The sequence below is a fragment of the Peribacillus sp. NPDC096379 genome, assembly GCF_044762875.1.
Classification (GTDB): domain Bacteria; phylum Bacillota; class Bacilli; order Bacillales; family DSM-1321; genus Peribacillus.
Genome location: NZ_JBIWFD010000002.1, coordinates 892429 through 908395 on the forward strand (window position 1 = coordinate 892429; position 15967 = coordinate 908395).

Annotated in this window: 10 protein-coding genes; 8 read left to right on the forward strand and 2 right to left on the reverse strand. The window is 38.2% G+C overall.

What is annotated here, in order from left to right; all coding sequences use genetic code 11:
* Nucleotides 1-114 precede the first annotated feature (114 nt).
* The 6 genes from gltB to ACIQZI_RS13490 all read left to right on the forward strand — a co-directional run bounded on the left by gltB (nt 115) and on the right by ACIQZI_RS13490 (nt 9378).
* On the forward strand, nt 115-4662 hold the full coding sequence (gene gltB, locus ACIQZI_RS13465) for a glutamate synthase large subunit (RefSeq protein WP_403074037.1): 4548 nt from the start codon (nt 115-117) through the stop codon (nt 4660-4662).
* 16 nt (nt 4663-4678) lie between these two features.
* On the forward strand, nt 4679-6154 hold the full coding sequence (gene gltD, locus ACIQZI_RS13470; protein WP_403073748.1) for a glutamate synthase small subunit: 1476 nt from the start codon (nt 4679-4681) through the stop codon (nt 6152-6154).
* 238 nt (nt 6155-6392) lie between these two features.
* Nucleotides 6393-7988 (forward strand): acetolactate synthase large subunit, encoded by a 1596-nt coding sequence (locus ACIQZI_RS13475; protein ID WP_403073750.1) that lies wholly within the window; start codon nt 6393-6395, stop codon nt 7986-7988.
* A gap of 83 nt (nt 7989-8071) precedes the next feature.
* Entirely contained in the window at nt 8072-8767 is a 696-nt protein-coding gene (locus tag ACIQZI_RS13480) for a PQQ-dependent sugar dehydrogenase family protein (RefSeq protein WP_403073752.1), read from the forward strand.
* Entirely contained in the window at nt 8758-9003 is a 246-nt protein-coding gene (locus ACIQZI_RS13485; protein ID WP_403073754.1) for a hypothetical protein, read from the forward strand. Before ACIQZI_RS13480 ends, ACIQZI_RS13485 begins: the two co-directional genes overlap by 10 nt.
* A gap of 42 nt (nt 9004-9045) precedes the next feature.
* The gene (locus ACIQZI_RS13490; RefSeq protein ID WP_403073756.1) at nt 9046-9378 is read left to right on the forward strand and encodes a hypothetical protein; all 333 of its coding nucleotides are present in this window, start codon (nt 9046-9048) and stop codon (nt 9376-9378) included.
* On the opposite strand, the gene ACIQZI_RS13495 is transcribed toward ACIQZI_RS13490, so the two are convergent.
* Entirely contained in the window at nt 9365-9928 is a 564-nt protein-coding gene (locus ACIQZI_RS13495; protein ID WP_062180287.1) for a hypothetical protein, read from the reverse strand. The two genes, ACIQZI_RS13490 and ACIQZI_RS13495, sit on opposite strands and share 14 nt — an antisense overlap.
* A gap of 693 nt (nt 9929-10621) precedes the next feature.
* Here ACIQZI_RS13495 and ACIQZI_RS13500 point away from each other — a divergent pair.
* Complete coding sequence (locus tag ACIQZI_RS13500) at nt 10622-12022, forward strand: glycoside-pentoside-hexuronide (GPH):cation symporter (protein WP_403073758.1); 1401 nt, start codon at nt 10622-10624, stop codon at nt 12020-12022.
* A 447-nt stretch (nt 12023-12469) separates the two neighbouring features.
* Here ACIQZI_RS13500 and ACIQZI_RS13505 read toward each other — a convergent pair whose 3' ends face one another.
* Nucleotides 12470-13663 (reverse strand): ROK family transcriptional regulator, encoded by a 1194-nt coding sequence (locus tag ACIQZI_RS13505; RefSeq protein ID WP_403073760.1) that lies wholly within the window; start codon nt 13661-13663, stop codon nt 12470-12472.
* Nucleotides 13664-13929: 266 nt separating this feature from the next.
* Between ACIQZI_RS13505 and uxaC the strand changes: the two genes are divergently transcribed.
* Entirely contained in the window at nt 13930-15333 is a 1404-nt protein-coding gene (uxaC, locus tag ACIQZI_RS13510; protein ID WP_403073762.1) for a glucuronate isomerase, read from the forward strand.
* Nucleotides 15334-15967: the final 634 nt, after the last annotated feature.

Sequence of the window (15967 nt, forward strand, 5' to 3'; positions counted from 1 at the left end):
TTAATCATATAAAATCAATATAATTTATATCTAAATGATATATTGTTTATATTGATTGGGAAAATTACAATAAAAAACAAAGATACTGTGCAAAAAGAAACGGGGGAGAAAATGATGACCTATAATCAATTACCAAAAGCGCAAGGTCTCTACCGTCCTGAATTTGAACATGATGCATGTGGAATTGGCTTATACGCTCATATAAAAGGAAATGCAACACATGATATTGTGAAACAAGGACTTCAAATGCTTTGTCAATTAGATCATCGTGGCGGACAGGGAAGTGATCCGCATACAGGGGATGGCGCAGGATTAATGGTGCAAATTCCAGATGAATTTTTCCGGAAAATTTGTTTAAACTTTCATTTACCTGAAAAAGGACGTTATGGGGTAGGAATGATCTTTTTTTCAAATGATCAGACGGAGCAAATAAAGATTGAGGCGCAAATAAACGAATTAATAGAACTAGAGGGACAAACGGTTCTTGGTTGGAGAACTGTGCCTGTTGATGTCAGAATAATCGGGAAAGTCGGTATGGAGACATGCCCAACGATTCGCCAGGTTTTTATCGGAGCAAATAGAGATATCCAAGATGATTTAGCATTTGAACGTAAATTATTTATAATTAGAAAACAAGCCGAACAATGGGCGAAAGAACGTGAGTATCGTTTTTACTTTGCTAGCCTTTCAAGTAGAACGATTGTTTACAAAGGATTGCTAACACCCAAACAAGTAGATGCCTTTTACCTAGACTTACAGAACGATTCTTTTGTTTCTGCTTTCGCTCTCGTACATTCCCGATTTAGTACGAATACTTTTCCGAGCTGGGAAAGAGCGCATCCGAATAGGTACCTTATCCATAATGGAGAAATCAACACGCTACGGGGGAATATTAACTGGATGAAAGCTCGTGAACAAAGGCTTGTTTCTGAAGCATTTGGAGAAGATTTATCAAAAGTGCTACCGATTATTGATACAAATGGTAGTGATTCATCAATATTAGATAATGCTTTGGAATTCTTTGTGCTAGCAGGTAGGAAACCCGCTCATGCAGCGATGATGCTAATTCCTGAACCTTGGGCAAATAACCCGCATTTGTCGAAAGAAAAGAGAGCATTTTATGAATATCATAGCTGTTTGATGGAACCATGGGATGGACCGACAGCCATTTCTTTTACGGATGGGAAACAAATTGGGGCTGTTTTAGATCGAAATGGTTTACGTCCAGCACGTTATTATGTGACAAAAGATGATTATATTATTTTCTCATCGGAAGTTGGTGTCATCAACGTTGAACCAGAAAATGTATTGTACAAGGAACGTTTGAGCCCAGGGAAAATGCTTTTACTTGACCTAGAACAAGGACGCATAGTTTCCGATGTGGAAGTAAAATCGGAAATGGCAGGGGCTTATCCGTATCAAGAATGGTTGGATGAACATCTTGTTCAATTAGATAATATGGAAAGAGAAGAAGACGAAGTCGCGGATTTGCTTTCGCGTCAAAAAGCGTTTGGTTACACGTATGAGGAAGTCAAGAAAAATTTGCTGCCCATGATCACGGAAGGAAAGGACCCGCTAGGTTCTATGGGGAATGATAGTCCACTGGCTGTATTATCGGATCGTCCACAATCTCTTTTTAACTATTTTAAGCAATCCTTTGCCCAAGTTACCAATCCACCAATTGATTCGATTCGTGAAAAAATTGTTACGTCAACGATGACATACTTGGGGGCAGAAGGGGATTTGCTTCAACCTAATGAAGAAAATTGCTCTAGGATTCAGCTTGAAACGCCTATTATAACGAATAGTCAAATGGAACAATTGAAAGTGATCAAAGGCTTTAGAAGTGCATGTATACACACTATATTTTCTGAAAATTTAGAAAATAAACTTGAGTGTATTTTTCGAGAAGCAGATCAAGTAATTGCTGAAGGTGCAACCCTATTAATATTATCAGATCGATATATGAATAAAGATGAAACGGCCATCCCATCTTTATTAGTAGTAAGCGCCTTACATCATCATCTTGTTAAACAAGGAAACCGTACAAATGTAAGCATAATTGTTGAAGCCGGAGATGTAAGAGAAGTTCACCATTTTGCTGCACTTATTGGATATGGTGCGGATGCGATCAACCCATATCTTACTTATGCCACTTATAAAGAAGCAATCTTAGATGGAAGCTTATCTGTCTGCTATCAAGAAGCAGTTAAAAGGTACGGCAAATGTATTACCGATGGTGTCGTTAAAGTTATGTCAAAAATGGGTATTTCGACGGTACAGAGCTATCGTGGTGCACAAATTTTCGAAGCAGTAGGCATTGGTTCAAGCGTTATCGACCGTTACTTTAGTGGAACGGCTTCACAAATTGGTGGGATTGACTTAGCGACTATAGAGGAAGAAGCTAGGATTCGTCACATGAAGGCATTCGTTGATTCGAATGATGATACGTTAGAGTCAGGAAGCGATTTTCAATGGAGAAAAAACGGTGAACATCATGCCTTTAATCCAAAGACAATTCATACCCTGCAATGGGCTACCCGCAAAGGTGATTATGAATTGTATAAACAATATTCATATATGGCAAATGAGGAAAGGATTGGATTCTTACGCAATTTATTTTCATTTGATCCATCTCGCCAAACCGTAGCAATTGAGGATGTGGAATCTGTTGACTCGATCGTCCGCCGATTTAAAACCGGTGCGATGTCCTTTGGTTCTTTAAGTAAAGAAGCGCACGAAACATTAGCAATTGCGATGAATCGGTTAGGTGGGAAAAGCAACAGTGGTGAAGGCGGGGAACATCCAAATCGTTATATCATAGACGAAAATGGCGACAATCGTCGAAGTGGCATTAAGCAAATTGCCTCAGGTCGCTTTGGTGTGAAAAGCCATTATTTGGTCAATGCAGATGAATTGCAAATTAAAATGGCACAAGGAGCGAAACCAGGTGAAGGAGGGCAGCTTCCTGGTAATAAAGTGTATCCATGGGTTGCGGAAGTCCGGGGTTCTACACCAGGTGTTGGACTCATTTCTCCGCCGCCACATCATGATATTTACTCCATTGAAGATTTAGCACAGTTGATCCACGATTTGAAAAACGCCAATCGTGACGCAAGAATCAGCGTGAAGCTAGTATCAAAAGCAGGCGTTGGGACCATTGCAGCTGGTGTAGCCAAGGGCGCTGCAGATGTTATCGTTATCAGTGGGTACGAAGGCGGAACTGGTGCATCTCCTAAAACTAGCATTAAACATACAGGGTTACCCTGGGAACTTGGACTTGCAGAAGCACATCAAACATTAATGCTGAATGGCTTACGCGAGAGAGTCATTTTAGAAACAGACGGAAAGCTCATGACCGGAAAAGATGTTGTCATGGCCGCGATATTAGGGGCAGAAGAATTTGGTTTTGCGACAGCACCACTTGTTGTTCTAGGTTGTGTCATGATGCGTGCTTGTCATTTGGATACTTGTCCTGTCGGGGTTGCGACACAAAACCCGGAGCTTCGTGCAAAATTTACCGGGAATCCAGATCATATTGTGAACTTTATGCGTTTTGTTGCCGAGGAAGTTCGTGAACTTATGGCGGAACTTGGATTTAAAACAGTTGAGGAAATGGTTGGTCGTACAGATGTCTTACAAGTAAGTGAGCGAGCAAAAAATCATTGGAAAGCAAAACATTTGGACTTATCCACGCTGTTATATCAGCCTGAAGGAATTCGTACGTTTCAAACACCCCAAAACCATAAGATTAATGAATCACTAGATATTCAAGTCATTTTGCCAAGCGTTCTCCCAGCTTTAGAAGATCAGATACCGGTGGATATCACGCTTCCGATTACAAATGTCAACCGTGTTGTTGGAACCATCGTTGGTAGTGAAGTTTCAAAACGATATGGAGAAGAAGGATTACATGAAGATACAATCACGCTTCGTTTTACAGGATCAGCCGGGCAAAGTTTCGGTGCCTTTATTCCGAATGGATTGAGTCTTCATTTAACTGGTGATGCGAATGACTATCTCGGAAAAGGACTATCTGGTGGAAAACTGATTGTGAAGGCACCTTATGAAGCTCAGCTTGTAGCGTCAGAGAATGTAATTGCCGGAAATGTTGCCTTAATTGGTGCAACTAGCGGTGAAGCCTATATCAACGGTCGCGTTGGAGAACGTTTTGCGGTTCGTAATAGTGGTGTAAACGTTGTTGTGGAGGGAATTGGCGACCATGGCTGTGAATATATGACTGGTGGATGCGTTGTCATTTTGGGCAACGTTGGAAAAAACTTTGCGGCAGGTATGTCAGGAGGAATTGCTTACGTTCTTGCCGATCATCGTGATGAGTTTATGGCACTGTGCAACCAAGAGATGATCGAACTTTGTGAGATTGATGATCGACGTGATGTCGCGATACTGTGGGAAATGATTCTTAGTCATTATATTTACACAGGTAGTATCAAAGCGTGTAATGTGATTGAGAATTGGGATGAGATCGCTGGAAAATTTGTAAAGGTCATTCCAAAAGACTATAAACGCATGTTGGAAAGTATTCAAGAACAAAAACAAACTGGTTTAACAGACGAACAAGCGACAATGGCTGCATTTCAAGCGAACACCGGACGAGAAAAGAGAAATTCTATTCAAATATTTGAAACAATGATGAAATAAGAAAGGAGAGAGGAATATGGGAAAAGCAACAGGATTTATGGAATTTACTCGTCAAAAACCAAAAGATAGAGATCCACTTGCGCGATTAAGCGACTGGAAAGAGTATTCATCCCCTTTGTCTAATAAGATGTTAAGTCAACAAGGAGCGCGGTGTATGGACTGTGCCACTCCTTTCTGCCATATGGGTTCGGAAATACAAGGGATGACAACCGGGTGTCCAATTCACAATTTAATCCCAGAGTGGAATGATTTAGTTTATCGTGAGCGATGGAAGGAAGCGTTAGAGCGGTTGCTTAAAACGAATAATTTCCCAGAATTCACAGGTCGCGTTTGTCCAGCTCCTTGTGAAGGGTCTTGTACAGTAGCCATTTCCGATCCAGCGGTCACAATTAAAAGTATTGAGCGAAGCATCATTGATAAGGGATTTGAAAATGGCTGGATAACACCGCGTATACCAGAAAAACGGACAGGGAAGAAAATCGCTATTATCGGCTCAGGCCCTGCTGGTTTAGCAAGTGCGGATCAACTAAATCAAGCAGGCCACAATGTAACCGTCTATGAACGGTCAGACCGTGCAGGAGGATTATTAATATACGGTATTCCCAACATGAAGCTTGAAAAAGACATTGTCGTGCGCCGCATCCAATTACTAACTAAAGAAGGCATCAACTTTGTCACAAATACGGAAGTTGGCAAAGATATCTCAACCGAAGAACTTCAAAACCAATTTGATGCCGTTATCCTTTGTACAGGGGCTCAAAAACAGCGTGATCTAATGCTTGAGGGCAGGGAAGCGAAAGGAATTCATTTCGCAATGGATTACTTAACAACTACTACGAAAAGTTTACTAGATTCCAATTTTGAGGACGGCCAGTTCATTGATACAAAAGGCAAGGATGTAATCGTAATCGGAGGTGGAGATACAGGAGCTGACTGTGTCGCTACCGCAATCCGCCAAAATTGTCGTAGTGTCGTGCAATTTGGCAAGCACCCAAAATTACCAACATCTCGTACGTCCGAAAATATGTGGCCAGCCTATCCGAACGTCTTTACACTCGAATATGCGTATGAAGAAGCTGAAGCAAAATTTGGTGATGATCCCCGTGAATATTCTATCCAGACGAAGAAAATTGTCGCAGATGAAAAAGGACATGTAAAAGAGCTGCATACCATTCAAATGAAAAAAACAAAGGATGGAGATGGAAAATACTACTATAAAGAAATTCCAGGATCCGAAAAAATCTGGCCCTCACAATTGGTCTTCATCGCAATCGGGTTTGAAGGAACAGAACAGCCGTTATTAACTCAGTTCGGTGTAGCAACAACGAATCAAAAAATCAACGCTGTCTATGGCGATTACAAAACAAATATCGAAGGAATCTTCGCGGCTGGTGATGCAAGAAGGGGTCAAAGCCTCATTGTATGGGCGATTAACGAAGGTCGTGAAGTTGCACGTGAAGTAGACTGTTATTTGATGGGAAGTTCAAAATGACCTTAAGTTCTTTCATAAAAAAACCTGATTCCAAAATTAGTGGAATCGGGTTTTTAAATGCATACGTCATTAAGAATAAGACTACAATCTGTTTTTTTAAGTAAAACAGAATTACATGGAGTCTAAAAAAATATTTTTTCGCTTAATGATTGCTAGTGAATTGGGTAAACCTAAAAGAAAAGCTTGTACACTTTATAATTAAACTTATTTTAAGAAGATAGTGCTTAAGGAGGACCATATGAAAGTAACGGATATACTTGTTCAATGTTTAGAAAGTGAAGGGGTCGAATATGTTTTCGGCATTCCTGGTAAAGAAATTCTTGATCTCGTAGATTCCTTATCCCGATCTAACCAAATTCAGTTTGTGAATGTTCGACATGAACAAGGGGCTACTTTCATGGCGGATGTATATGGAAGGTTATCGAGTCAGGTGGGGGTATGTTTATCGACGCTTGGACCCGGTGCTACTAATTTGTTGACAGGAATAGCAAGTGCGAAGCTAGATCATTCACCTGTAGTGGTCATCACAGGACAAGCTGCTTTTGAAAGACAACATAAAGAATCCCATCAGTATTTGGATATAGCAAAAGTATTTGAACCTGCAACAAAATGGAGTATTCAAATCAAAGATTCACAAAGAATTCCTGAAATGATCCGAAAAGCCTTTAGAGTCGCAAGGATGGAGAAACCAGGACCAGTAGTATTAGAATTACCGGAGAACTTAGCAGAACAAATGATTTCAAGCAAACCCTTACCGGCTACTTTTGTTCCACAAAGTATTCCTGTAATGGATTCGCTAAAGGCTGCAATATCACTTATTCAACAATATAAGAAACCACTTGTTATTATTGGTAACGGAGTGATTAGGCAAGAAGCCGTAGCTGAACTTCATACCTTTATTGAAGCTCTTCAAGCACCGGTGATTCATAGCTTTATGGCAAAAGGAGTTTTACCTAAACATCACCCACTTAATTTCTTCACTTTTGGGTTCAATAAAAATGATGAAGTTTTAGCTGTCATCAAGGAAGCAGATTTGCTTATTGTCATTGGAGTTGATTTCGTGGAAAAGTTACCTAAAGAATGGAATGAAAAAAAACTGCCGATTTTACATTTAGATGCAATACCCGCTGAAATAGATGAGTATTATCCCGTACAGGTAGAATTGGTCGGAAATATCAAGCAATCCTTAAGGGAGTTTAATCGACTTACTATTCCAACTAAATCATGGGTACCTTTCGGAGATCTTCAAGAAAAAATCAAGAAATCTTATCAAATTGAAGAAATACCACAAGATCTTAAATCATTACCTTTAACGATAGAGAAAGTCTTACATATTATCGAAAAGCTCTCTTCAAAGAATACTATTGTGATTTCAGATGTCGGTGCCCATAAAGTGTCAATTGCTCGTACTTATCAGCCAAAACAGCCGAATAGGCTTATTATATCAAATGGGCTAGCCTCAATGGGAATTGCTATTCCAGGGTCCATAGGTGCTAAGTTAGCTTGCCCCAATGATTCCGTAATTTGTATAACTGGAGATGGTGGGGCTTTAATGAATTTTTCAGAAATAGAGACAGCCAAGCGTTTAGGACTTTCTATCATTATCATTATTCTAAATGATTCAATATTAAAATTGGAACAGGAGACGATGAATAAAATGTTTGGAAAGAGCTATGGAGTAGCATTTCAAAACCCGGATTTTGTCCAGTTGGCAACTAGCTTTGGAGTCAAAGGGGGACGAGTGTCTCGAGTAGCTGAATTTGAAAATATGCTGAAAGAGGCATTAGAATCTTCAAATGAGCTTGTAATAATTGACGTTTCTTTACAAATCTAATACGTGCTTTCTTTTCAATACGATAGAATAGGGACTACTCTCCTTTGAATATATAAAAATAGAGGCTTTTTAGGGGGGGTACGGTGGAACGTCCTTATCCAATGGTTCGAATTACAAAACCGGAAGATATCTTGGTTCCATCAAGCTATAAAATTAAAGTATTTGCTGGGAAACTTATGACACCCATTAATTTAACGTTTACAGATCAAGGGGATGTGCTCATCGCAGATGCTGGAGTAGGTTCAGGAAATGGTAAAGTGTTAATACACACCTCAACCGGAATAAGAGTAATTGCTGAGGGATTTAACCCTCCGCTACGGGGATTACATTTTATAAGGAAAAACATCTATGTTGCTCATCGAGGGTTTATTACAATAGTAAAACCAGATGGTTCTAAGAAGGAGATTATTTCAGGATTACCGAGCCTCGGTGATCATCATAACAATCGTGTGATATTCGGCCCTGAAGGTAAGATGTATTTCGGCCAAGGAACAGCGACTAACTCCGGTGTTATTGGTGAAGATAATAGCAGGTGGGTGAAGCAGCATCCGTACTTTCATGATTATCCAGGATCTTTCATTCCGCTAGTCGGACAAAACTTTGAAACAAGAAATATTTTATCTGATCAATCAGGTGAACGTGTATGGACAGGAGCGTATTCTCCATTTGGTGTCCCTTCCTATCGAGGGGAATATATAAAAGGCATGGTGAAGGAGAGCGGTAGTATATTGAGAGCCAATCCGGACGGAACTCAGCTTGAATTAATTGCTTGGGACTAAGGAATCCATTTCGTCTAAAGTTCGATCGACCAAATCGCTTATTTTGCGGAAATCATGGAATTGATGTCCGAGGAAATCGGCCTGTCAATCAATCTCCGGATGAATTTCAATGGATCAGGCAAGGAATGTGGTATGGATGGCCTGGTTATACAGGGGGGCAACCTGTGACAAATTCTATGTTCAAACCAGAAGGAACGCTACAGCCAACCTTTTTGCTTAGACAGCACCCCATGTAGCCACCAAAACCTGTCGCTACAATTGCTCCCCATTCGGCCATAATGGGCTTTGATTTTAACTATGACCCTATAGGATTTATTGCTGAGTATGGAAGTGAGGCACCAGATACGACTGGTGGAAAAGCCTCTCCGTTAGTTGGTCACCGCGTTTCTAGGGTTCATACTGAAACAGGAAAAATCACGACATTTACTGTCAACAAAACTGGACTTGCAGCAAGTGCAACGGGTGAAGGCGGCTTGGAACGGCCGATTGATGTTACGTTTGGGAAACAAAATGAAATGTTTATTACCGATTTTGGCATCTTTAAACCACCTGGAAGTACTAAACTACTGATTCCAAACACAGGTGTAATTTGGAAAGTTACGAAGATATAATCGCTTTTACTCTTTTAAAAATGGTTATACTGATTTCAACCCAAACCCAGTTATAAAGGATAGCGAATAATAAAATAAGACCTAGTGTGAGGAAAGAAAAAGTCTGAGAAACAGTAGGACCTAGTACTGGGAATTCGAAACCGTACAATAAGATGATAATTCCAATCGTTAATAGTGTAGCACCGCTAACAATAATACTTACCCTCGTTTTGAAAAAGTAAAAAGCAGCTCCAGCACCAATCCCTAATAAACCTGTTGTAAAGGGGAAAATAATGAGTTCGCTTGGCTGAAGAATAAGGAGTAATCCGATTGTTAGCAAATAGGAAATCCAACCAAGAGGAATGGAAAGCATGGAGCAAAAAAGGATAGGAGCAGTAGCTAGTGGGCTAATGAAATAACCGATTCCAGGGAAAAGGCCTCCAGCTGATTGAAAGAGTGCGGCTAGACTCGCGAAAAGAGAGCCTAACACAAGCCGTTTGGTTTTAGATAGTCTAAGAAAAGTATGTTGAGTAGATTTGATCTCATCAGAAATGGATTTTAATGAATCCATGGACTTCACCTCATTTAGACTTTTTTACACTATATGTGTCATTTCTAAAATATTTGCTTGAATTGATAAATTACGTGATACTTCTCATACAAAATGGCATCCTTTTATAAATAAGAAAAGATATACTGTATTAGCTTTCAATATACTCAATAGGAAATATGATAGTCGATGTACTCTTAAATAAATGAAGATGTCTCATAAGCTATCTGGACGAAACTACTATCACAAAGTAACTATGGGGACATCCAGTTTACATGTGGGGCATCATCATTTTTTTGTTTTTTATGTTGTCCATTAGACGAGGCAGAAGGACGAAGAAGAAATAAGAATGTGGCGACATTATAAGTTCTGAATTTTTAAGACGCTTGAGACCTATCGCTACTCAAAAAATTTACTTTTCAAGAATGATCTCTTTTTATGATCTATTCCTTTAAAATACCAATCAGCTGCGAAATTTGATCTAAAATTCTAAATATAAACTAAAAAAAGAATATTTTTTTACATTAGCGCTTTCAATTTATTATTGACGGATAATGTCGAAAGTGATATTCTACATGTATAAATAATTAGTTAGTTTAATGAACAAATTAATTAATTGCATTTTAATTCGAAATTGGGTAACACTTTTTATTTAATTCCTTTTGAAAAGGATTACAAACGAGGGTACTTTTAACTGAAAAAGGGGTGGGTTTTATGGGAGCACCAGCATTAGCATCAAAAACAACAGCTACTAGTTCCAAAAAACTGAGTTTAAAAGAGAAAATGTCCTACGGTTTTGGGGATGTTGGAAACGGTCTCATGTTTGATATGGGACAGATTTATCTTTTGAAATTTTATACGGATATATTAGGAATTTCATCGTACTGGGCCGGCTTAGTCTTCTTAATTTCAAAAATTTTCGATGCCTTTGCCGATGCGAGTGTCGGGGCTTTTGTTGATTCTCGAACGAACATCTCAAAACGCGGAAAGTTTCGACCATTTATTCTTTGGGGGTCCATTCCTCTCGCCATCTTAACAGTCGTTTCATTTATAGCACCGGATTTTTCCGATAGTGGAAAAGTTGTCTGGGCATTTGGTACGTATATGGCATTTGGACTTGCGTACTCTATTGTAAACATTCCTTATGGATCTTTATCTGCAGCAATGACTCAAGATCCAATAGATCGCGCGTCACTTGGATCATTTAGAGCGATTGGGAGTCAAATGGCTTTACTGATTGCAGGGGTTTCTGTTATTCCGATTGTACTTCAGTTTTCTGACCATAAGACTGGTTATCTTGTTGCCGTTTCAATCATGGCATTGTTTGGCGTAGTTTTCCACTTTATTTGTTACCGTAACACAAAAGAAAAAATTGTAAGACAGCAGAGAAAAGAAAAAATTCCACTTCCAGTATTGTTTAAATCATTGTTATCTAATAAACCATTAATTGTACTTTGTTTAGTATCATTGTTCATGATTGCAGGTAGCAATCTTCGTACAGCTGTCCAGTTATACTATTTGGAATATAACTTAAACAATCCGAGTTTAATGGCGATTCTGACTTTCCTGAGTATTGGACTTGCGATTGTTGGTTCTATGTTTATACCGGCTCTTGTAAAACGAATTGGTAAAAAGAAAACGTTTGCTCTTGGGCTTGTGATTGGTATCACAGCTGATATTGTTAACTTTGTGTTGCCAACTGATACGACAACATTCTTGATTGCATTTTCAATCGGGAGCTTTGGACTTGCTTTTGCTATGGGCCTTCCATGGGTGATGGTTGCTGATGCTGTTGATTATCATGAATGGAATTCAGGCGAACGGACAGAAGGTGTGGTCTATTCATCATACAGTTTCTTCCGTAAATTGGCACAAGCACTTGCAGGTTTCATTCCAGGGGTTGCGTTAGGAGTGATTGCTTATGTTCCAAATGTACAGCAAACTTCAGAAACACTGCTTGGCCTTAAAGGACTAATGTTCATGGTACCTGCTAGTCTAAACATTATTGCACTTGTTATTCTGGTGTTATTTTACAAATTAACAGATGCTATGTATAGCAAAATCGTCGAAGAATTAAAAGAAAGAAATAGCAAAAATAACCCAGATTTAGCTTAAGTTTTATCACTAAATTAAAGAGTATGATTCGAATTAACAACTAAATTCTTTAAACAAACTCCCCTTTTAGCAGACTTGCTAGAAGGGGAGTTTGTTGTATTTAGAAAAATAGAATCCATTTTTATCTTGCATTGGCGGAAAGTCAAGTCTCCCACCTTAAGGTCTAAAGGAATCGAAGAAGCATAGGTGGGGGATAACTTGCCCGTAAATGCCTGATTGGTGAGATAAAGTTGTAGTGTTAAAAGGGTAAGTTTGCATCCACAGGATGTAGATCAAATAGACGAAGGACTAAAGGACGCGGCGTACTTAGTCTGTGATTCATTGTATTGACAGAATATGTTTACGGATATATCATCCATCCATACTTATTAAACGGGATCCGGTATCTTTTATTAATTGCAAACAAAAAACTCCCCTTGTTAGCAGAATGCTAGAAAGGGGAACCGCCTATATAATTACTTTCGATTTTAGCATCGCATCTTCTTCATATGTTAAATTAAGCATTGGAACATCGAGGAAATGTTTGATGGCTAGTGCGCAAGCTCCCATAGCGCAAGCTTTTTTCCCAATTGAGGATATCGACAGTTCACGATAATGACTGATAGAAGACGTAAGGTTTTCTTTAATTTTATTAACGGACTCTGGTAACATTCGAAGCAGTTCACTATATAACACTAAGACATCGGGATTATACAAATTAATCATATTGTTTAAACCAATTGATAAATAGTAAATAAATTCTTCGATTCTCTCAAGCACGACCTCATCGCCTTCGTCCATCCATCTTTGAATTTGATCATAACTCAGATTCTTGATTTGCCGTTCTTCAGACAGTTGTTTGAAAAAACTCGTTTCGGATGCGTATTGCTCCCAACAACCCAAATTTCCACATTTACAAGGTTTTCCTCCAGGTACGACAATCATATGGCCGATCTCACCTGCAAATCCATCATGACCACGAAAAAACTCACTGTTCATCATCATGCCAAGACCGATCCCTGAAGAAAGGCTTGCACATAACAAATTGTCAGTTTCATGATGGACAAAGACTCGTTCAGCAAACGAGCATAAGTTTGCATTGTTTTCAAGATAAATATTAATGTCAATTTCTTTCTGTAGGTCCCTTTTTAAAGGGATGTCTCGCCACTGTAAGGATGGAACATATTGAATAACTTCATCTTTCGTAACGAGCCCATGGATACCGATGACAATTCCAATAATTCCATAGAGGCTATCTGAAAAATTTGTAATGAATGATTTGATCTCGTTGATTAATATACGAAAAATCGATGTGTATTCTGTGGTATTTATTTCGATATCTTTTGTAGAAATAGGATGGCCAAGCAAGTTTGATAGAGTAAAAGAAATATGGCCATAGTCAAGGTCAATACCTAACGAGTATCCTGCTTCACCGTTTATAGAAAGCATAATTGGCTTTCTGCCGACTGCATAATGCTCTAGTTGCCTTTCAACAATGAGACCTTCTTCTAATAAAGAAACAGCTTGTGCTGAAATGGTTGCTCTTGTTAAGTCTGTTGCTTTCGAAAGATCTGCTCTAGAAATCATGCCTTCCTCAATGATTTTTTTGATGATTAATGATCGATTGATTTTTTTTATATAAGATGCATCCCCCGTAACCATGCATTTATTCCCCCGTTCGTGAGCTGTTTTTATGTATGCGTTTTCATTATAACAGTTTTCACAACATTATTCCTAACTATTTTAAGAATATCTTCAATAAGGGGAATTGACGAAATAAAAAAAAAGTGATAAATTAGATTTGTAATTAATTTGTTTAACAAACAAATTAATTGAGAGGGAATTTTGAGTAGTATTATTACTGTTTTTGAAAAGGTTTACAGGAAAGTGTAATATAAGTTTTATCACAAAATTTGGAGGAGAAAACTTTGAAGAATTTTTTAGACAAAGACTTTTTACTAGATTCAGCTACTGCAGTAAGTTTATATGAAAATGCAGCCTATCAACTACCGATTTTTGACTTTCACTGCCATTTAAATCCACAAGAAGTGTGGGAAAATAAGCCTTTTGAAAATATTACACAATTATGGCTTGCTGGAGACCATTATAAATGGCGAACCATGCGTATGAACGGGATAGGTGAAAGATTCATTACTGGTGACGCATCGGATTATGAAAAATTTGCAGCATGGGCACAAACCGTACCTCATTTAATTGGCAATCCACTTTATCATTGGACACATATGGAATTAAAATCATATTTCGGTATTGAAAAAAGCCTTAGTCCAGAAACAGCAAGTGAGATTTGGGAAGAATGTAATGAGAAATTGCAACAGCCAGAATACAGAGCAAGAGGATTTATTGAAAAATCAAATGTTAAATTTATCGGAACTACAGATGATCCAGTGTCAAATCTTGAATATCATCAATTACTAAAAGATGATTCAACATTTACAGCTATCATCGCTCCAACATTCCGTCCAGATGGAGCACTTTTTATAGAACGTCCAACATTTGAAAGTTGGCTTGAAAAATTGGCACAAGTTTCAAGTTTTGAATCTAGTTCTCTGGATGGTTTATTGAATGGACTTAAACAACGAGTTGCATTCTTCCATGAGAACGGTGGCCGCGCATCTGATCATGATATTCCAAAGATGTTTTATAAGGAAACGACGAAATCAGAAGCAGAAATGATTTTCAATAAACGACTTAGTGGCGCACAACTTTCAGAGGATGAAATCGTCGCATATCGTTCATTCCTTTTAAAAGAACTTGGAAAAATGTATGCTGAAAAACAATGGGTGATGCAGCTGCACATGGGAGCAATTCGTAATAACAACACAAAAATGAAGGAACTGATTGGCCCAGATACAGGCTTTGACTCAGTGGGTGAGGCAAATGTAGCAGAAGGGTTGTCACATTTCCTTGACGCACTAGAACAGCAAGATGCGTTGCCTAGAACCATTCTTTATAATTTAAATCCAAAAGATAATGCTGTGCTCGCTGGAATGATGGGGAACTTCTACGAAGAAGGTGTTCCAGGGAAAATTCAATTTGGGTCTGGATGGTGGTTTAACGACCACATCGATGGAATGGAAAGACAAATGAAAGATTTAGCTAATGTTGGCGTACTTAGCCATTTTGTCGGCATGCTGACAGACTCACGTAGCTTCCTTTCTTATGAGCGTCATGATTATTTCCGTCGGATTTTATGTAATATCCTAGGAAATTGGGTAGAGGAAGGTAAAGCTCCTAACGACACGGCTTACCTTGAACAAATGGTTAGAAATATTGGATATAACAACGCTGAAAGATATTTTTTGGAGAGATAAGATTAAGTTGAGTAAACTTCTTGAAACCGGGCAAATGCCTGGTTTTTTTCATAGTGCTTTAGGATTTCGTAGTAAGTAGTCCAAAAAGGGTCTTTACAGTAGTCAATATTCTTATTCGTGCGAGCCAAAATCAACTGAGAATACGTACAATAATAAATAAAACGGTTTTTCTCGAAAATTCTACATGAGTTAATTGACTAACAATAAGAAAAATGTTAAATTATCTATATATTATAGTTAATTTGTTTAATAAACAAATTAATAATGCTTTGTTCAAATTTAAGCTACTAAAACGATTGAAATAGGCAAATTCCAGAAAAAGTTTTCCTATTCACAAGTTGAAAAGAAGATCTTTTTCATTGCCTCTTACATACCCTTAAATATTTTGAAAAAGCAACGATAGTATTTTTTTGGATTTAACCAAATTAATTATAATCAATTGAGTAAACACTAACATCGATGTTATGAATTTAAAGGCGTGATAAAGATGTTATACCCAATTACTACAGAATGATGTAATGAGAGTGTTAAACTTTATCTAAACTTTATATTAGATATTTCTGTCTTATTCGACCAATTTTATGTAAAATGGTATAAGAGAACTCATATCATGCTTTAACAAAAAAACTAATGT